Origin of the sequence: Actinokineospora sp. UTMC 2448, from assembly GCF_024760565.1 — a bacterium.
In the GTDB taxonomy this organism is placed as follows: Bacteria; Actinomycetota; Actinomycetes; order Mycobacteriales; family Pseudonocardiaceae; genus Actinokineospora; species Actinokineospora fastidiosa.
On sequence record NZ_CP031087.1, the window covers coordinates 6,606,343 to 6,624,454 of the forward strand.

An 18,112-nucleotide genomic window follows, 5' to 3' on the forward strand; every position below is an offset into this window, starting at 1 on the left:
CCCGGTGGACCCCGCGTTGCCGTTTGCCGGTTACGACTCGGACTCGGTGGGCTTGAGCAGGTGCTCGAAGGCCCGCAGGTTCGCCAGCGACTCCCCGCGCGAGACGCGCCAGTCGTACTCGCGGCGGATGGCGGTGGCGAAGCCGATCTCCAGCAGGGTGTTGAAGTCGCCGTCGGCGGCCTCCAGGACCTGGCCCAGCAGCCGGTCGAGCTCCTCGGCGGTCACCGACTCCAGCGCCGTGCGCCCGACGAGGTGGATGTCGCCCGCCTTGTCCACGGTGTAGGCGACGCCGTAGAGCTTGGCGTTGCGGCGCAGCAGGAAGCGGTAGACGTCCTCGTGCGCCTCATCGGGCTGGCGGCAGACGAACGCCTCGACCAGCAGCGCGTGCTTGGTGACGATCAGCCAGCAGTTCGTCTGCTGTTTGCGGGTGCCCGGCAGCGTCACCAGGTACCGGCCGGGCTCGGGGCTGTCGTAGGCGAGCTCGCGCTCGTCGAGGGTGGTGCGGATCAGGACGTCGAGATCGGTCACACCGCAACTTCAGCACGGGCCAGGGAGTGGCGCAGAGCCTGGTCCGCCATCGCGTAGGCGTGCAGCAGCGCGTCGGTGGTCCGGTCCCAGGAGAACTGACGGGCGTGGCGCACGGCGCCCTGGGCCAGCGCAGCCCGGGCGCGCGGCGGGGCCAGCGAGCCGAGTGCGGCTGCCCAGTCGGCGGTGCGGTGCCCGTCGACGAGCAGGCCGGAAACGCCGTCGGCCACGGCGACCGGCAGCCCGCCGACCGCGGCGGCCACCACCGGCGTGCCGCACGCCTGGGCCTCCACGGCGACCAGGCCGAAGCTCTCGCTGTGGCTGGGCACGGCGACGACGTCGGCGGCCCGGTAGATCCGCGCCAGCGCGTCCCCGCCCTGCGGGGGCAGGAACACCACGACGTCGTCGATGCCCAGGCCCGCGGCCAGCTCGCGCAGCGCGGTCGGCTGTTCCAGACCGGTGCCGGACGGCCCGCCTACCACGAGGACGACCAGGTCCGCACGGCGCACGGCGCCGCTGGCGATCAGTTCGGCGGCGGCGCGCAGCAGCACGTCCGGGGCCTTCAGCGGCTGGATGCGCCCGACGAAGGCCAGCACGAACGCGCCGGGGGCGATGCCGAGCGCGGCGCGGTCGGCGGCGCGGCCGCCAGGGCGGAAGCGGTCGAGGTCGACGCCCGGGGAGACGGTGTCGACCTTGGCGGGGTCGGCGGCGTAGAGGTCGAGCAGCTGGCGGGCCTCGACGGCGGTGTTGGCGATCAGCCGGTCGGCCTCGTCGACCACCTGCTGCTCGCCGATCACCCGCCCGCGCGGCTCGGGGGTGTCACCGTCGGCGAGCGCGGCGTTCTTGACCTTGGCCAGGGTGTGCGCGGTGTGCACCAGCGGCACGCCCCAGCGGTCGCGGGCCAGCCAGCCGACCTGGCCGGAGAGCCAGTAGTGGGAGTGCACGACGTCGTAGAAGCCGGGCTCGTGGCGGGCCTCGGCGCGCAGCACGCCCGCGGTGAACGCGCACAGCTGGCCGGGCAGCTCCGCGCGCTCCATCGGCTCGAAGGGGCCCGCGGCCACGTGCCGGACCAGCACGCCGGGGGCCAGCTCGGCCACCGGGGGCAGGTCGGACGACGTCGCCCTGGTGAACACCTCCACGGCCGTGCCCCGCGCGGCCATCCGGGCGGCGGTCTCGGCGATGTAGACGTTCATGCCGCCCGCGTCGCCGGTGCCCGGCTGCTCCAGCGGCGAGGTGTGCACGGACAGCACCGCGACCCGTCGCGGCATGCGCCTGGGAGTCACCCCGGTTCACCCCTTCCGGTGGACCGCGCGGTCGCGGCCGCCCCGCCGGTGCAACGCCCCGCGCTGACGGGAATTCCCGACCGACCGGCGTTTAGTGGTCTTCGTCACACCTCATGTGAAGACGCACCAGGTCTCGGGCCCGACGACCTCCAGGGCGAACAGCCGCCCCGGCTCGACCTCGACGTCGAACACGGCCCGCTCCACGTCCACCAGGCGCGGCTTCTCGGCCAGCCGCACCGGGGCGTGCTCGACCGCGGTCAGGTAGACCCCGCCCGGGCGCTGCTTCTCGCAGGTCAGGGCGGTCGCCGCGGCCTCGTCCTTGGCGTTGATCGCGGCGACGAACTTCTCCGCGTGCTCGCGCGCGGCGGCCACCTGGTCGGGACCGAGCGGCGGCTCGGTGGTGTCCGGCCGCGGCGAGGGGCGCGCGGTGTCGGTGGGCACGGTCGGCGGCGGCGTCGTCGGCGACGGCTTCTCCCCGAAGATCAGGAACCCGGCCACCCCGGCGGCCACCAGCACCACGGCCACGATGGCGACGATCAGCCCGGTCCTGCGCCGACGCGGCGGCGCCCCGGGAACGCCCGCGCCCGGCGGCGGAGGCGGACCGAACTGGTACGCCCCGCCAGGCGACTGCTGATACGCCCCCGGAGGCGGCTGGTGCTGCCCGACGGCCAGCGGCTGCTGCGGTCCGGCATTCGGCTGCTGATGCGGCCCGCCGGGATAGGGCTGGTGCGGCCCGCCTGCTGACTGCTGCGGTGCGACCGGGTGATACGGACCGGTGGGATGTGGTTGCTGCTGCCCGGCTGGTGGCTGGTGCTGCCCGGCGGGCGGCTGGTGGGGCGGTCCGCCCTGCCAGCCCGGCGGGTTGGGTCCGTTCGGTGCCGTCATGCCGTTCTCCCCCGCTCGTGGTCGGCCCCGGTGCCGTCCGGGGCGCGGCTCACCGTAGCGCCGACATCGACTGCCACTGCGCCCACGAGAACAGCCAGTCGTTGACGTCCGAACTCGTGGGCATGTCGGCCTTGGAGCCGGTCACCTCGACCGGGTCGCCGATGATCGCGCTGTCGAAGTAGGCCTTGGCGTCGGCCTCGAAGAGGTTCACGCAGCCGTGCGAGGTGTTCCGCTTGCCGATGTTGGCGCGGTTCTCCTCGTTCTCGTGGATGAACTCGCCGTGGTTGGAGAAGCGCACGGCCCACTTCTTCTCGACGTCGGTGTAGCCGTAGCGCGGGTTGGAGAAGTTGCCCACCGGCTCCTTCGCCATGACGATCATCGTGCCGTTGGGCGTGTTCAGGTTCGGGTCGTGGTCCTTGCCGTTGCTGGCCGGGTAGCTCGCGTGCAGTTTGCCGTCGCGGTAGACGTCCATGCGGTGGTCGGGGGTGTGGACCTTGACGACCTGGTTGCGGCCGATGGTGAACGCGGTGCTCAGGTCCGACTTGCCGTACGCGCCGCCGCCGTAGGCCAGGCCGTAGAGCTTGGCGGTGACCTTCACCTCGGTGTGCGCGGGCCAGTACTCCTTGGGCCGCCAGTCGACCTGCTGGTCGTGCAGCCACCCCCAGGACCCCTCCACCGGGACCGACGTCTCGACCTTGAGCGCGCGCTCGACGGCCGCCTTGTCCTTCACCGGTCCCTCGGGGAACTTGATGCTGATCGGCATCCCCACGCCCACCACGGCGTCGTCGATCGGGTTGATCGTGGCGCGCGGGGTGCTCTTGGGCTTGACCGTGGTGAAGGAGCCGGTCAGCTCGACCTTCTTGCCGTCGGTGCCGGTGGCCGCCGCGGTGTAGGTGTATTCCCTGCCGTAGCCCAGGACCTCGGTGGTCGACCAGCTCGCCTTGTCCTCGGCCAGTTCGCCGTCGACGGGCTTGCCATCGGGGTTGGTCAGCTCGACGCTGTCGAGCGCGCCCTCGGCGACGGCGATCCTGACCGGCTCGGTGACCGGGACGTCCTTGGCGGCGTCGGCGGGCGTCGCGGTGATCTTCGCCACCGGCGGGATGTCGGCCTGGGGCGCGACCGCGTCACCGGTGGTTTGCGAGGTACAGGCCGTCAGCAGCGCCAGTGCGAGCAGCAAGGCTCCCAACAGGGTCTGTCGTGGCACTGTTCCTCCTCATATGTGTCGCTCTTCGCAAGACGTGTGAGCGCGCGGCCGGTTGCGGCAGGATCGGCCTTGTGAACAAGCGCACTGCCGTTGTGACCGGGGCGAGCGCCGGGATCGGCGCGGCCACCGCCCGCCACCTCGCCGAAGCAGGCTACGCCGTCGTGCTGGGCGCCCGGCGGGCCGAACCGCTGGCCGAGATCGCCTCGGCGATCGGCGGACGGGCCGTCGTCCTCGACGTGACCGACCCCGCGTCGGTCGAGGCGTTCGCCGATCAGGTTCCAGAGTGCCACGTCCTGGTGAACAACGCCGGTGGCGCCCGCGGCCTCGACCGCGTCGCCGACGCCAACGAGGCGCGCTGGCAATGGATGTTCGACGCGAATGTCCTGGGCACGCTGCGGATGACGAAGGCGCTGATGCCCAAGCTGATCGCCTCCGGCGACGGGCATGTGGTGACGGTCACGTCGATCGCGGCCTACGAGGTCTACGACGGCGGTTCCGGCTACACAGCGGCAAAGCACGCGCAGTCCGCGCTGCACCGCACGCTGCGCGGGGAGTACCTCGGTCAGCCGGTGCGCTTCACCGAGGTGCTGCCGGGCATGGTCGAGACCGACTTCTCGATCAACCGCTTCGACGGCGACGCCGCGCGCGCCGAGGCGGTGTACGAGGGCCTGGACCCGTTGACGGCCGACGATGTGGCCGACGTCATCGCCTTCGCGGTGACCCGGCCCGCGCACGTGAACCTGGACCAGATCGTCATGAAGCCGCGCGCCCAGGCGTCGGCGACGCGGGCGCACCGCGCCTAGATCGAGCAGTTCACCAGCACGGGCTCGGCGTGCAGTTCGACGCCGAACGCGTCCAGCACCCCGGTCCTGACCTCCGCGGCCAGCGCCAGCAGGTCCGCCGTCGTGGCGCCGCCCCGGTTGGTCAGCGCCAGGGTGTGCTTGGACGACAGCCCGACCCGGTTGCCCGGACCCGGGTAGCCGCGGGCGAACCCGGCCCGCTCGATCAGCCACGCCGCCGACAGCTTGGCCGCGTCCGGGCCCGCCGGGTAGCACGGGACCGTCACGTCCGGCCCGACCCGCTCGGCGATGCGCGCCAGCACGGAGTCGATGTCGGCGGAGGGCACGATGGGGTTGGTGAAGAACGAGCCCGCCGACCAGGTGTCGTGGTCGGCGGCGTCCAGGACCATCCCCTTGCCCCGGCGCAGCTCCAGCACCGCAGCGCGGGCAGCGGCCACCGGCACCCGCTGGTCCTGGCGCACGCCGAGCGCCCTGGCCAGTTCGGTGTAGCGGATCGGGGCGGACTGCCCGTCGTCGGTGAGCAGGAAGCGGACGCGCAGCACGATCGCGCGGTCGCTGCCCTTGAGCACGCTGGTCCGGTAGCCGAGGCCGAGGTCGTCCACGCCGTAGGTGCGGACCTCGCCGGAGTCGCGGTCGTAGACGTCCACCGACTCCAGGACCTGCGCCACCTCGACGCCGTAGGCGCCGACGTTCTGCACCGGGGTCGCGCCGACGAGTCCGGGGATGCCGGAGAGGCACTCCAGGCCGCCGAGACCCGCCTCGACGGTGCCCGCCACGACGGTGTCCCAGTCCTCGCCCGCCTCGACGGTCAGCCGGACGCGGCCGGGCTCGGCGGTGTCGATCTTGCTGCCGCGGTGTTCCAGGCGCACCACCGTGCCCGCGAAGCCGAGGTCGCCGACGACCAGGTTGGAGCCGCCGCCGAGGACCAGCAGCGGGCCGCCCGCCGCGTCGACCGCGCGCACGGCGTCGACCACGTCGTCGGCCGTGGCCGCGGCGACGAACGCGGCGGCCGGGCCGCCGAGCCGGAGGGTCGTGTACCCGCTGAGCGGCACGCCGGTGCGCGGCTCGGGCCTGAGGGGAAGGCTGGTCACGGGCACCAACGGTAACCTCCCGCACATGGCCAGCCGCATCGAGCACCGCGCCGACCTCGCCGCGCCCGCGTCCCGGGTGCGCGCCGCGCTGGTGAGCACCGAGTACCTGCGCGACCGGCTCGCCGAGATCGGCGGGCCGGGGGCGGAGCTGGTCGACCACGGCGTCCGCGGCGGGACCGTCACCTACCGGCTGCGGCAGACGGTCCCCGCCGACCGGCTGCCCTCGTTCACCAAGTCGGTCTTCCGCGGCGATCTCGTGGTCGAGCGCACGGAGACCTGGGACGACGCGGCGGGCACGACGACGGCGCGGGTGACCGGCGTCCCCGGCGAGATCACCGCCGCCTACACGCTGACCGACACCGCATCCGGCTGCACCTGGCGCACCGACGGCCGGGTGCAGGTCAAGATCCCGCTGGTCGGCGGCAAGATCGAGAAGGTGATCGCCGAGCAGGTCGGCAGGCTGCTGGCCGCGGAGACGGCGTTCACCGCCGACTGGCTGGCCACGCGCTGACGATGGCCCGCACCCCCCGGCTGGCCGCGGGCCGGGCCCGCGCGCTGGGCTGCCCGACCCGAGGCACCACCAACCCGAACCGGCTGCGCCGCGTCGACCGCTGGCTGGCGGCGCTGCCGCTGCGGCCGGACGCGCTGGTGGTCGACCTCGGGTACGGCGCCACCCCGGTCACCACCGTGGAACTGGCCCACCGGCTGCCGTCCGCGCGGGTCGTCGGCCTGGAGATCGACCCGGAGCGGGTCGCCGCGGCCAAGCCCGCCGCCGACCCGCCCCGACTGGACTTCCGCAGAGGCGGGTTCGAGCTGGCCGGGCTGCGCCCCGACCTCGTCCGCGCGTTCAACGTCCTGCGCCAGTACACCGAGGCCGAGGCGCTGGACGCGTGGCGGACGATCGTCGGCCGCCTGGCCCCCGGCGGGCTGCTGGTGGAGGGCACCTGCGACGAGATCGGCCGCCGCTGCTGCTGGGTGGGCCTCACCGAGGAGGGGCCGCGCACGTTCACCCTCTCCTGCCTGCCCGCCGACATCGACCGCCCGTCGGACCTCGCCGAGCGCCTGCCCAAGGCGCTCATCCACCGCAACGTCCCCGGCGAGCGCGTCCACGCGATGTTGTCCACTTTGGACTCCTGCTGGGACAACGCGGCCCCGTTCGCGCCCTTCGGGCCGCGCGCTCGCTGGGTCGAGGCGGTCGCCGAGTTCGCCGGGTCCTGGCCGGTGCTCGACACCAGGAAGCGCTGGCGGCTCGGCGAGCTGACGGTGCCGTGGGAGACCGTCGCGCCCGCAGAGGTCGGACGTTGGGAGGTCTGACCGCCCTACGTTCGGAGGGTTGTCCTGCGCCGTTCGGTCCGGTCGGATTGGGCCCGTGAGTACGCAAACCGACAGGGAGCCCGCCGGGGACGACACCGCGCCGCCGGTGGCCACGGTCCGGGTGGGCGTCGTCGACGACGAGCCCATGGCCCGGGCGTTCGTGTCCCGCATCCTCGCCAGCGCCCCGGACATCGAGGTCGTCGCCGAGGCGGCCGACGGCGCAGGCGCTCTCGAACTCGTGCGCACGCAGTCGCTCAACGTCCTGCTGCTGGACCTGCGCATGCCCGGCATGGACGGCATCGACACCCTGCGCGAACTGCGCCGATCGCCGCACCCGCCCGCCGTCGTCGTGCTGACCACGTTCCACGCCGACGAGGCGGTGGCCACCGCGCTCAACCTGGGCGCGACCGGCTTCCTGCTCAAGCACACCGATCCCGACGAGCTCGTCCGCGCCGTGCGGGTCGCCAGCCGGGGCGGCTCGGTGCTGGACCCCTCGCTCACCCGTGAGCTGATGGGCCACCTCGCCACGCACCACCTCGACCGGTTGGGCGCGGCGGCCGAGGTCGCCCGGCTGTCCAACCGGCTGCGGGACGTGCTGCGGCTGATCGGCGCGGGGCGCAGCAACGCCGAGATCGCCGAGGACCTGCGGCTGTCGGAGTCGACCGTGCGCGGGTACGTCTCGGAGATCCTGGCCGCGACCGGCTGCGCGAACCGGGTCACCGCCGCCGTCCTGGCCCAGCGCGCCGGGCTACTCGACTAGCGAGTCGGCGTAGGCGGCCAGGACCGCCACGACCTCGTCGACGTCGTCGGTGACGGTGATCCACTTCTCGGCGGCCCGGCCCTCGGCCAGGCCGCGCACCAGCGGCGCGGCGGGCACGTCCCGCGTCCAGAACCGGCTGCCGAGGAAGATCATCGGGGCGGGCACGCCGTAGTGGTTCTGGGTGTAGTCCTGGAAGACCTCCTGGACCGTGCCCGCGCTGCCCGGGGTGTAGACGATGCCGCCGGTGGCCACGGTCAGCAGGCCGTCCTCGCGCACGGAGTTGGCGAAGTACTTGGCGTGCAGCTCGCAGAACGGGTTCGGCGGCTCGTGCCCGTAGAACCAGGTCGGGATGCCGATAGTGCGCGGGGTGTCCGCGACGGGCAGCTCGACGGCGAGCCCGGCGGCCAGCCACTGTCCGATCTCGACGGAGGTGTCCCCGGCCGGGCCCGCGCCGCCCGCGAACCGCGGCGCGGCCGAGAGCGCCGCGAGCGCGGGCCCCGGGTCGGCCTCGGCCAGCCGCACGCCCAGCGGCACGGCCTCCATCGCGCCCGGCCCGCCGCCGGTCAGCACGGTGAACCCGGCCCGGCCGAGCGCGCGCCCGAGCTCCACCGCCTCGCGGTAGCCGGGGGTGTCGCGGACCAGGGCGTGCCCGCCCATGACCGCGACCGGGTGGCCGGTGAGCACGTCGGCCAGCGCCGTGGTGATGCTGTGGTCGTGCAGGCGTTCTGCGAGCGCGTGCAGCGGGTCGAGCGCCTGTTCCCTGGTGTGCCGGTAGATCCGCGCGTCCGGGGTGTCCGCATAGGACTCCGGGCGGGCGGGGTCGAAGCCCGCGAACAGTTCGGCGGGGGTGTAGAGCCGGGCGCGGTAGACCTCGTACGGCAGATCGGGCACGACCGGGAAGATCAGCGCGCCGCCCGCCTGCGCCCGCCGGGTGGTCTCCGGGGTGAGCGCGCAGCCCAGCAGCAGCGCCCCGTCCAGGGCCGTCCGCAGCAGGCGGTCGTCATCGGGGTCGGTCAGGTCGAGGCCGATGAGCACGGCGCCGCGCAGGTCGCCGCCCCGGTCGCGCTGGGTCCGCAGGGCATCGAGATCGGCATATTCGGCACGCACGGCGGGTAGCCTAGGCCGCCGAGCCGACCGGGAAGCGCCGATGAACCAGATCCACGCCTTCGCAGAACGCCTGATCCCGCTGCCGGTCGCGCGCGTGCGGGCCGCGGTGACCGACTACGCGGGCGTGCGCCGCCGCATCCTCACCCCCGACTTCGCCGACTACGAAGTGCGTCCCGGCCCGACGGTGGCGTGCGTGTTCCAGGGACAGCGGTGCGAGTTCGAGGTCAGCACGCCGCGCGCGGACACCGTCGTCGAGGCGGACCGGCACTCCAGCCTGGTGTTCACCTGGACCGTCGACGGCACGGGCGACACCACCAGCGTGCGCCTCTCCCTCGCCCGCGACGGCGCCAACGGCCCGCTCGGGCTGCTCCAGCGGGTCACCGCCCCGGCCCGGCTGCGGCTCGTCCTCGCCGACCTCCTGGCGAACCTGGCTCAGGCCAGCAGCGGCGTGGCGGGCGGCAGCCCGCACAGCGACCGCCCGTAGTGCTCGATGCCCGTGGCGGGCATCATCGCCGCGTGCGCGGCCAGCGCCTGGATGTCGCGCAGGACCAGGTTCAGCGGCGAGTCCACGCGGATGCACCCGGCGCCCGCGGCGGCGCGCAGGATCTCGGCGGCCTGCGCGTGCAGCTTGGTCGCGTACGACACCAACCCCCACACCCGCGCCTTGTCCTCCGGCCGGAACGGCTCGCCGTCGGCGATCCTGGCGTCGACCAGCCCCGCTGCCGACGCGGCGTGGTGGCCCGCCGACTCGATCAGCAGGCTCGCCTCGGCCATCTGGTGGTGGGTGATGGCGGCGTCGCGCCGGGCGGCGTAGCCGGTGTAGGCGATCGGCCGCTCCTCGGCTAACTGCGCCAGGGACAACTCGACGGCGGTCGCGGACATGCCGGTGAAGGGCGCGGGGCCGCCGGTGAGCAGTTCGAGGATCAGCGGGATCCGGTAGAGCGGGGTGTCCGCGTTGCGGTCGCTGAGGTGGGTCTCGCCGACGACGTCGACCTGCCGGACGACCCGGTCCTCGGGCACGAACACCTCGTCGGCGCGCACGGTGTTGCTCGCCGTGCCGCTCATCCCGCTGACCATCCAGTCGTCCTCGATGACGACGTCGGAGTACGGCAGGAGCACCTGGACCGGCACGCCGTCGCAGAAGGTGGGCTGCATGACCCACTCGGCGTCCATGCAGCCGGTGTTGAACGGCCACCGGCCGCTGACGACGTACCCGTCGCCGCGGCGCTCGGCGCGCCCCTTGGGGATCAGGGTCGCGGTCGCCCGGGTGTCGGGGTCGGCGAACACCAGCTCCTGCAGTTCGTCGGGGAAGCGGGCCAGCAGGTAGTCGGCGTCGTTGTAGATCAGCGCCACCCACGCCGTGGACCCGCAGCCCCTGGCGATCTCGGCGACGACCGCGTCCTTGGTGCGCATGTCCGCCTCGTGGCCGCCGAACCGCGCCGGGCGCAGCAGGTGCAGCAGCCCGGCGTCGCGCAGCGCCTCCAGGTTCTCCCGGGGCGGCCTGCGCTCGCGCGCGGCCCTCGGCGCGTTGGCCCTCAGCAGCGGCACCAGCTCGGCGGCGCGGTCGACCAGCTCCGCGCGCTCCAGCGTCGCCTCCATCGCGTGAACTCCTCCCGCCGCAATTCACACTTCGTGTCGACCCTGCCACAGCGCGCTCCTAGGCGGGGTGACCGTGGACACAGTTCACCCGAAACGACCGGTGCGGCAGGAAATGCGGAAATGGCCGATCCGGCCACCGCGACACAGGCGGCGACCGGACCGGCCGGGCAGACCCGGGAATTACCGGGATTGGTGGTCGTGAAGGAGAAATTAATTGCCTTGACGGCAACGGGTCGATCGGGACCCGGCGGGCCGGATCACCCCACGCTGACCGTGTTGGCCTGCGCGCATGACCACTCGCGGTCCTCCCGCGCCGGGCGGGCGGGCGCGACGGCCTGCATTGTCGAAGTGCGGGGGTCGGTGTTTCTCACGGGCATGAGGATGCCCGGGAATGCCTTTCCCGGGCAATCGAATTAAAAGACGACGGTCTTGTTCCCGTGCACGAGCACGCGCCGCTCCAGGTGCCAGCGCAGGCCGCGGGCGAGCACGACCTTCTCGATGTCGCGGCCCTTGCGCACCATGTCGGCCACCGAGTCGGTGTGGTCGACGCGGATCACGTCCTGCTCCACGATCGGGCCCGCGTCCAGCTCCGCGGTGACGTAGTGGCAGGTCGCGCCGATCAGCTTCACCCCGCGCTTGTGCGCCTGGTGGTACGGCCGCGCGCCCACGAACGACGGCAGGAAGCTGTGGTGGATGTTGAGCGCCCGGCCCGCCCACTCCGCGCACAGCTCGGCGGGCAGCACCTGCATGAACCGGGCCAGCACGATGGCGTCCGGGTGCGCGGCGTCGACCAGCTGGCGCAGCTGGGCGAACGCGGCAGCCTTGCCCTCCTCGTCGATGGGGAAGGGCACGTGGTGGAACGGGATGCCGTGCGCGCGGGTGATCGAGGCGAGGTCGGCGTGGTTGCCGATGACCGCCTTGACCTCGACCTCCAGCTCGCCGCTGTGCACCCGGCCCAGCAGGTCGTAGAGGCAGTGGCCCTCCCGGGTCACCAGGATGACCACCCGCTGCGGCTGCCCGGTGTCGGTGATGTCCCACTCGACCCGGCCGCCGAGGCGCCGGGCGACGTCGACGAAGCGGGCGCGCAGCTCCTCGGCGCCGAAGGGCAGGGAGTCCGCGCGCACCACCTGGCGGGTGAAGAACCAGTTGGTGTCCGGGTCGGAGTGGTAGTCCGCCTCGACGATCCAGCCGCCCGCCGCGCTGAGGAACCCCGCGATCTCGGCCACGATCCCCGTGCGGTCGGGGCAGCCGAGGCGGATCACGTAGCGGCGCTCGTTGGTCGACACCGGCGGACTCTCCCAGCTCTCGCGGTCAGAACGACTTGAGCGTAGTGACCAGCGCGGAGTCGCCGCTGACCACGGCGTGCCCCGGCCGTCCCCACACCTCCCGGTACACCGCGTCGGCCGTGCCGACGACCCGCGCGTCGGCGTAGAGCGCGTCGGGCTCGGCCGGGGTGTCGTCGACCCGCAGCGGCTCGGTCTCCGACAGCGTCACCAGCCAGGCGCGGCCCGCGTCGGCGGCGTGCAGCAGGATCGTGCCGGACCGGTCGGCGGGCGCGGGCGGGAGCAGCTCGAACAGCTCGGCGATGCCGTCGGCGGCGAACTCGGGGTCGAACAGCAGCGACGGCACGGTCTCGGCCGCCGCGTGCTCGGCGTCGAGCCGGTGGATCGCCGTCTCGTGCGCCTGCCTGCGGGCGAACCAGCCGGCGTCGGCGCCGAAGCCGGGGACGAACGACCAGGTGCGGGTCGTCGGGGCCGTCGCGGCCAGTCCCGCGGTGACGTTGCGCACGCGCTCGTCCCACCAGTCCAGCAGCTCGGCCCAGTCCGACGGCACGCGCGGCTCGTCGGGCGCGGGCCCTTCCGGCGGCAGCGGCAGCGAGACCTCCAGCCAGGCCTGCAGCCCGGCGACGTGGGCGATCAGGTCCCGAACGGTCCAGTCGGGGCAGGTGGGGACGGGTGCGTCCGGGCCCGCCTTCTCGGCCGCGGCCCGCATGGCGGCGCAGTGCAGTCTGATCTGGTCTATGTACGCGGCGTGGTCCACGGAAGAAGACCCTAGTGGGCCCGATCACGGTCCACAGCGGGCTTCCCCAGGCCCTCGACGACCTCGGCGCCGGGCAGGGCGGCGAGCACGTCGCCGGGGACGAGCAGCTTGCTGCCCCGGATCCCGCTGCCCACGACCAGCTCGGGCGCGGCCGCCACAGCGGCGTCGACCAGCAGCGGCCAGTCCGGCGGCAGCCCGACCGGGGTGATGCCGCCGTAGGCCATGCCGGTCAGCGCCACGGCGTGGTCCATGGGCGCGAACGACGCCTTGCGCACGTCCAGCCTGCGCCGGACGACCCCGTTGACGTCGGCGCGGGTGGTCGCCAGCACCAGGCAGGCCGCCAGCCGCTCCTCGCCACCGCGCCTGCCCGCGACGACCACGCAGTTCGCCGAGGCCGCGAGCGGCGAGCCGTAGGCGGCGCAGAACTGCGCGGTGTCGGCCAGGTCGGGGTCGATCGCGGCGACGCCGATCCGGTCGGCAGGCAGCGCGGTCAGCGCCTTGGCCACCGGCTCGGCGAGCAGCTCGGGGTGGTCCGCGGCGGGCAGCACGGTCAAGGTGCCCGCGATTGTCCAGGTCACGGCGCCCTCCAGGTCGTCACGACGGCGGTCACGCAAAGTTGCCCGCCGACAAAGGTATCCAGCCGGCCCGTGGCGGCTCTTTGAGTTGTCCGGAGCGCGACAGTACCGTCACGGTGGAGGCGACGATGTGCCACGACCCCCGAGCCGCGGTCGGCCGACCGCGCCGCCGGGCGCGTGATCGTCACCGTCCCGGACGGGGACAGGCGGCCTACGGCATCATCCGTCCGGGTGAGCACGCGGTGGCGTGGACGCGCCGCCACGGCCCGCGGCGATGTAGCCAGAGCCACCACGGAACTGGGCCCCGGATCACGGAAGCAGGGGTGGGAGCGGTGACCGAGCTCCACACGGTAGGGACGAATCCGCCCTGGGAGGGGCTGGCCGGATCGGAGCGCTACGCCGCGTGCATGATCGCCGCGCGGGACGGGGACAAACGCGCCCTCGACGTGCTCATCGCCGAGCTGACGCCGCTGGTGTGGCACGTGGCGCGCGGGACCGGCCTCGACCACGGCACCGCGGAGGACGTGGTGCAGTCGGTGTGGCTGGCGCTGCTGCGTCACCTGGAGCGGCTGAGCGAGCCCCGCGCGCTGGCGGGCTGGCTGATCACCACCACCCGCAGGGAGGCCAACCGGGTCCGGCAGCGGATGGCCGCGCAGACCGAGCTGCTGCCCGAGTACGCCGAGCAGCTGCCCAGCGGCGACCCCCTCCCCGAGACGCTCCTGCTGCGCGGGGAGCGCGACGACAAGCTGTGGGCCGCGTTCCGCAAGCTGCCCGAGCGCTGCCAGATGCTGCTGCGGCTCACCGTGCTGGCGGGCCGCGCCGAATACCGGGAAGTCGCCGCGGCTCTGGGGATGCCGCACGGCAGCATCGGCCCCACCCGAGGCCGGTGCCTGAAGTCGCTGCGGGGCTTGTACGAGGATGGGGATGGTGCCAGGTGAGACACGACATGGATCCCGCCGAGCAGCAGTACTGGCTCGACCAGGTCGCCTACCTCGTCGACGAGCTCGACCCGGTGCCCGCCGGGCTGGTGGAGCGCGCGCAGTTCGCCGTCGCCATCGAGGACATCGATGCCGAGGTGGAGCTGGAGGCGGCGCTGTGGCTCGACCAGCGGTCGCTGGTCGGCGTCCGCGGCGGCGGCCCCGGCACGATCACCTTCTTCGTGGGCGACCTGACGGTCATGGTCAACGTCACCCGCACCGGCGAGTGCCACCGCATCGACGGCTGGCTGGTCCCGGCCGGTGAGCACGGCGTGGAGGTCCGCGTGGCCGACCACGAGACGTCCTCGACGACCGCGGACGAGGGCGGGCGCTTCGTCCTGACCGAGGTGCCGCGCGGCACCACGCAGATCCTGATCAGGATGAACGGCGGCCGCCCCCGCACGGTGGTCACGCCGACCGTAGTGCTGTGAGCGCGGGCGGCAGGTCCGCGCTGTGCAGCACGCCCAGGCGCTGGGTCGCCCTGGTCAGCGCCACGTAGAGGTCGTTGAGCCCGCGCGGGGACTCCGCGACGATCTCGGCGGGCTCGACCAGCAGCACCGAGTCGAACTCCAGGCCCTTCGCCTGCCGCACGGTCAGCACGACCACGCGGCTCTCCAGGTCCGGCCGCTCGCCGACGGCGGCGTCGGGCACCTCGGCCAGCACCGCGGCGCCGATCTCGGCGACCCGCTCCTCGGGCACCAGCAGCGCCAGTGAGCCGGGCGCGTCGCGCGCGGCCTCGGCGGCAGCGGCCCCGGCCAGGTCCGGCGTGCGCCGCGCCCACGGGGCGTGGCCGGTCTCGCGCACCGACTCCGGCGGCTCCACCGGCGCCCCCAGCTCGGCCAGCACGTCGGCGGCCACGGCCATGATCTCGGCCGGGGTGCGGTAGTTGACGGTCAGCTCGGTGCGCCGCCACCGGTCCTCCACGTACGGCGCGAGCACGTCGGCCCAGGAGTCCGCGCCCGCGAGCGCGCCGGTCTGGGCGACGTCGCCGACCAGGGTCATCGAGCGCGACGGGCAGCGGCGCATGAGCACCCGCCATGCCATCGCGGACAGCTCCTGGGCCTCGTCGACGATCACGTGGCCGAACGTCCAGTCGCGGTCGGCCGCGGCGCGCTCGGCCGCGGTGCGGTGGTCGGCGTCCTCCTGGCGCTCGGCGAGCTCGCGGGCGTCGATGAGGTCGTAGGCCAGCAGGATGTCCGGGTCGGCCTCGTCCTCCAGCTGCAGGATGTCGAGCACGCCCTGGGCGTAGTGCTCGGCGTCGCGCCTGCGCTGCGCCTCGCGGGCGCGCTCCTCGCGGTCGTCGACGCCGAGGAGTTCGGCGGCCTCGTCGAGCAGCGGGGCGTCGGCGGGCGTCCAGCCGCCGGGGTCGCGGCGCAGCAGCGCGCGCTCGGCGTCCGGGTGCTCGGGCATGGCGGTGGCCAGGCGGTCCTCGTCGGCGTAGAGGTCCTCCAGGAGCCGCTGCGGGGTGAGTTCCGGCCACAGGTCGTCGATGGTGGCCACGACCTCGTCGTCGGCGGCCAGCTCGCGGCGGATGTCGGCGAGGTCGGCGGCGTCGAGGAACTCCGCGCCGAGGCGGTCCGCCTCCTGCCTGGCGAGCGCGTCGACGATCTCGCGGGCGAAGACCTCCCGGGCGTGGTTGTGCAGCCGCCCTGACCGGCGGGCGCGGGCGCGGGCCTCGGCGACCTCGCGCGGGTGCAGGGTCATCTCGACGCGTTCGACCACCAGCGTGATCGGCTCGTCGGGCACGACCTGCCGGTCGGCGACCGCGCGGCGCAGCACGTCGACCATGCTGAGGCGGCCCTTGACCTCGGCGGCCGCCTGGCTCTCCGCGCGGGTGGCCCGGACGCCGGGGAACAGGTCGCCGACGGTCCGCAGCAGCACGCCGGTCTCGCCGAGGGAGGGCAGGACCTGGCCGATGTACTTGAGGAAGGTCGCGTTCGGGCCGACGATCAGCACGCCGCGTCGGGCCAGCAGCTCGCGGTGGGTGTAGAGCAGGTAGGCGGCGCGGTGCAGGGCCACGGCGGTCTTGCCGGTGCCCGGCCCGCCCTGGACGACGAGGACGCCGTTGAGGCCCGCGCGGATGATCTCGTCCTGCTCGGCCTGGATCGTCTCGACGATGTCGCGCATGACGCCGTGGCGGGTCTCGTTGAGCGCGGCCAGCAGCGCGGTCTCGCCGGTGACGGTGTCGCCGTGCCCGGGGTCGCGGAGGTCGAGGTGCTCGTCATCGACGGCGGTGACCTTGCGCATGCTCGTGCGGATGTGGCGGCGCCTGCGCACGCCCTGCGGCGCGGCGGCCGTGGCGAGGTAGAACGGGCGGGCGGCGGGCGCGCGCCAATCCAGTTGCAGCGGCTCGTAGTCGTCGTCGCGGTCGAAAAGCCCGATTCGGCCGATGTAGGTCGTGGTGTCGTCGGTGAAATCGATCCTGCCGAAACACAACCCGTTCTCGACAGCGTCGTACTGGGCGCGCTGGGAACTGAGCTGCGCGATGGTGGCATCCCGCAGCGACATGGCCTGCGGCAGGCTGCTGACCTCGCGCAACGCGGCGGCGAGGCGGGTGTCGGTCTCGGTCCGAAGGTGGTCGAGGTGCGCGTAGAGCAGGGTGAGGTATTCCTGCTCGGCGTCGATCTCGTTTGACAACCGCCCTCCAACGACGATATAATGACGCCATTCGGCCGCCATTGTTGCGGCCTTTTTCTATGACCTAGCGAATATACGTGCGGAATTCCTCACGCGCCAGGTCGGGTGAGCCCGTCGGCGTCCGCGCCGAGCCGGGTGACGATCTCCTCGGTGCGGCCGATCGCCTGCTCGGCGCGCGCGCCCTCGGCGCCGGTGAGGTCGAGCAGGCGGATGGGCGGACCGAGGTCGACCAGCGTCGGGATGTACTCGGCGGTGCTGACGGCCCAGCCGTCCGGGCCCTTGGTGAACCGGAAGCGGGCGAGCGCGCCCTCCTCCGTCGTCCCCTTGGGCTCCGCGTGCCGGGCGACCTGGTTGCCCAGCCCGTAGGCCACCCACTTGCCGTCGAACGCCTCGAACGGCTGCACGACGTGCGCGTGGTGCCCGATGATCAGGTCGACGGCGGGGTCGCCGAGGATCTCCTCGGCGAGGCGGCGCTGCTCGGCGGTGGGGTCGTGCTTGCCCTCGACGCCCCAGTGCAGGCTGGCGACGACGACGTCGGCCCCGGCCTCGCGCGCGGCCTCGGCGTCGGCGATGACGGTGTCGGCGTCGAGCACGTTCGCCATCCAGGGGGAGTCCGCGGGGACCTCGGTGCCGCTGTTGAAGGCGAAGGTGTAGGACAGCCAGCCGACCTTGGCCCCGGGCACGTCGAGGATGAGGGGCGTGCCCGCCTCCTCGGCCGACCGCGCGGACCCGGTGTGCTTGATGCCCGCGCCATCGAGCACGTCGAGGGTGCTGACGGCGCCTTCGGCCCCGTGGTCCATGGTGTGGTTGGAGGCCGTGGTGCAGACGTCGTACCCGGTCTGCGCCAGCCCATCGGCCACCTCGGGCGGCGCGTTGAACCGCGGGTACCCCTGGAACGGCCCGTCCGGCCCGGCGAGCGGCACCTCGAGGTGGCAGACGGCGAGGTCCGCCGCGCTCACCACGGGCGCGATCCCCGCGAAGAGCGGCCCGTAGTCCCGCGTCCCGTTCCCATCGGCCTCGGCCTGCTCGGTGAGCGCGGGGTGGATGAGCACGTCCCCGCCCGCGACGATGGTGAACCCGTCGGGGGCCTGCTGGGTGGTGGTCGGCGGCGGGGCGGCAGGCGGCGTGGTCGCCCCGACCCCGGTCGGCACCCCCGGTGTCGTCGTCGCGGCACACCCACCCGCGACGACAGCGACAACAGCAATCCCCAGAGACCGACGCACCCGCGCACCCTACCCACCCCGATCACGCGCCCGGCCCACCCGCCCGAGCACCCCACCCGGTCGAGCGATGGCCGGGCGGCCGACGCGAGTGG

19 protein-coding genes are annotated in these 18,112 nt (G+C 73.7%); 7 read left to right on the top strand and 12 right to left on the bottom strand.

Annotation, left to right across the window (positions count from 1 at the left end; genetic code table 11):
* Positions 1-30 precede the first annotated feature (30 nt).
* The 4 genes from Actkin_RS30525 to Actkin_RS30540 all read right to left on the bottom strand — a co-directional run bounded on the left by Actkin_RS30525 (position 31) and on the right by Actkin_RS30540 (position 3,897).
* Positions 31-528 carry a type III secretion system chaperone family protein gene (locus Actkin_RS30525; protein ID WP_258905146.1) on the bottom strand — a complete coding sequence of 166 codons (498 nt, stop codon included), beginning with the start codon at positions 526-528 and terminating at the stop codon, positions 31-33.
* Positions 525-1,793, bottom strand: coding sequence for a D-inositol-3-phosphate glycosyltransferase (gene mshA / locus Actkin_RS30530; RefSeq protein ID WP_258905147.1), 1,269 nt, complete (start codon positions 1,791-1,793; stop codon positions 525-527). The genes Actkin_RS30525 and mshA overlap by 4 nt, the downstream gene beginning before the upstream one ends.
* Positions 1,794-1,919: 126 nt before the next feature.
* The gene (locus Actkin_RS30535) at positions 1,920-2,333 is read right to left on the bottom strand and encodes a hypothetical protein (RefSeq protein WP_189209361.1); all 414 of its coding nucleotides are present in this window, start codon (positions 2,331-2,333) and stop codon (positions 1,920-1,922) included.
* 409 nt (positions 2,334-2,742) lie between these two features.
* Positions 2,743-3,897 carry a L,D-transpeptidase gene (locus Actkin_RS30540; RefSeq protein WP_258905148.1) on the bottom strand — a complete coding sequence of 385 codons (1,155 nt, stop codon included), beginning with the start codon at positions 3,895-3,897 and terminating at the stop codon, positions 2,743-2,745.
* A 71-nt stretch (positions 3,898-3,968) separates the two neighbouring features.
* Here Actkin_RS30540 and Actkin_RS30545 point away from each other — a divergent pair, with 71 nt between their 5' ends.
* The gene (locus tag Actkin_RS30545) at positions 3,969-4,700 is read left to right on the top strand and encodes an SDR family NAD(P)-dependent oxidoreductase (RefSeq protein ID WP_258905149.1); all 732 of its coding nucleotides are present in this window, start codon (positions 3,969-3,971) and stop codon (positions 4,698-4,700) included.
* Here the strand turns inward: Actkin_RS30545 and Actkin_RS30550 are convergent.
* Positions 4,697-5,788, bottom strand: a complete 1,092-nt coding sequence (locus tag Actkin_RS30550; protein ID WP_258905150.1) for a UDP-N-acetylmuramate dehydrogenase — start codon at positions 5,786-5,788, stop codon at positions 4,697-4,699. The two genes, Actkin_RS30545 and Actkin_RS30550, sit on opposite strands and share 4 nt — an antisense overlap.
* A 25-nt stretch (positions 5,789-5,813) precedes the next feature.
* Here Actkin_RS30550 and Actkin_RS30555 point away from each other — a divergent pair, with 25 nt between their 5' ends.
* From Actkin_RS30555 to Actkin_RS30565, 3 genes are read left to right on the top strand one after another with little or no spacing between them, the layout of a single operon-like run.
* Entirely contained in the window at positions 5,814-6,299 is a 486-nt protein-coding gene (locus tag Actkin_RS30555) for a DUF2505 domain-containing protein (RefSeq protein ID WP_189209358.1), read from the top strand.
* Between the two features lie 2 nt (positions 6,300-6,301).
* Positions 6,302-7,102 (top strand): class I SAM-dependent methyltransferase, encoded by an 801-nt coding sequence (locus tag Actkin_RS30560; RefSeq protein ID WP_258905151.1) that lies wholly within the window; start codon positions 6,302-6,304, stop codon positions 7,100-7,102.
* Positions 7,103-7,157: 55 nt separating this feature from the next.
* Positions 7,158-7,862: a response regulator gene (locus tag Actkin_RS30565; RefSeq protein WP_258905152.1), complete on the top strand. Its 705-nt coding sequence runs from the start codon at positions 7,158-7,160 to the stop codon at positions 7,860-7,862.
* On the opposite strand, the gene Actkin_RS30570 is transcribed toward Actkin_RS30565, so the two are convergent.
* Positions 7,851-8,969, bottom strand: a complete 1,119-nt coding sequence (locus tag Actkin_RS30570; protein WP_258905153.1) for an LOG family protein — start codon at positions 8,967-8,969, stop codon at positions 7,851-7,853. The two genes, Actkin_RS30565 and Actkin_RS30570, sit on opposite strands and share 12 nt — an antisense overlap.
* Positions 8,970-9,009: 40 nt before the next feature.
* Between Actkin_RS30570 and Actkin_RS30575 the strand changes: the two genes are divergently transcribed.
* Positions 9,010-9,453: an SRPBCC family protein gene (locus Actkin_RS30575; RefSeq protein ID WP_189209356.1), complete on the top strand. Its 444-nt coding sequence runs from the start codon at positions 9,010-9,012 to the stop codon at positions 9,451-9,453.
* Here Actkin_RS30575 and Actkin_RS30580 read toward each other — a convergent pair.
* From Actkin_RS30580 to Actkin_RS30595, 4 genes are all read right to left on the bottom strand, one after another.
* Positions 9,402-10,568, bottom strand: coding sequence for an acyl-CoA dehydrogenase family protein (locus Actkin_RS30580; RefSeq protein ID WP_258905154.1), 1,167 nt, complete (start codon positions 10,566-10,568; stop codon positions 9,402-9,404). The two genes, Actkin_RS30575 and Actkin_RS30580, sit on opposite strands and share 52 nt — an antisense overlap.
* A 413-nt stretch (positions 10,569-10,981) precedes the next feature.
* The gene (gene purU, locus Actkin_RS30585; RefSeq protein WP_189209354.1) at positions 10,982-11,854 is read right to left on the bottom strand and encodes a formyltetrahydrofolate deformylase; all 873 of its coding nucleotides are present in this window, start codon (positions 11,852-11,854) and stop codon (positions 10,982-10,984) included.
* A gap of 25 nt (positions 11,855-11,879) precedes the next feature.
* A complete protein-coding gene (locus Actkin_RS30590) occupies positions 11,880-12,608 on the bottom strand; it encodes a maleylpyruvate isomerase N-terminal domain-containing protein (protein WP_258905155.1) in 729 nt (242 codons plus the stop codon).
* Between the two features lie 11 nt (positions 12,609-12,619).
* A complete protein-coding gene (locus tag Actkin_RS30595) occupies positions 12,620-13,186 on the bottom strand; it encodes a YbaK/EbsC family protein (protein ID WP_258905156.1) in 567 nt (188 codons plus the stop codon).
* Between the two features lie 329 nt (positions 13,187-13,515).
* Between Actkin_RS30595 and Actkin_RS30600 the strand changes: the two genes are divergently transcribed.
* A complete protein-coding gene (locus Actkin_RS30600) occupies positions 13,516-14,121 on the top strand; it encodes an RNA polymerase sigma factor (protein WP_258905157.1) in 606 nt (201 codons plus the stop codon).
* An 8-nt stretch (positions 14,122-14,129) separates the two neighbouring features.
* Positions 14,130-14,591: a carboxypeptidase regulatory-like domain-containing protein gene (locus tag Actkin_RS30605; protein WP_189210101.1), complete on the top strand. Its 462-nt coding sequence runs from the start codon at positions 14,130-14,132 to the stop codon at positions 14,589-14,591.
* On the opposite strand, the gene Actkin_RS30610 is transcribed toward Actkin_RS30605, so the two are convergent.
* Positions 14,569-16,797 carry a HelD family protein gene (locus Actkin_RS30610; protein ID WP_258905158.1) on the bottom strand — a complete coding sequence of 743 codons (2,229 nt, stop codon included), beginning with the start codon at positions 16,795-16,797 and terminating at the stop codon, positions 14,569-14,571. The two genes, Actkin_RS30605 and Actkin_RS30610, sit on opposite strands and share 23 nt — an antisense overlap.
* An 89-nt stretch (positions 16,798-16,886) precedes the next feature.
* Positions 16,887-18,008 (bottom strand): CapA family protein, encoded by a 1,122-nt coding sequence (locus Actkin_RS30615; protein WP_396123014.1) that lies wholly within the window; start codon positions 18,006-18,008, stop codon positions 16,887-16,889.
* Positions 18,009-18,112: the final 104 nt, after the last annotated feature.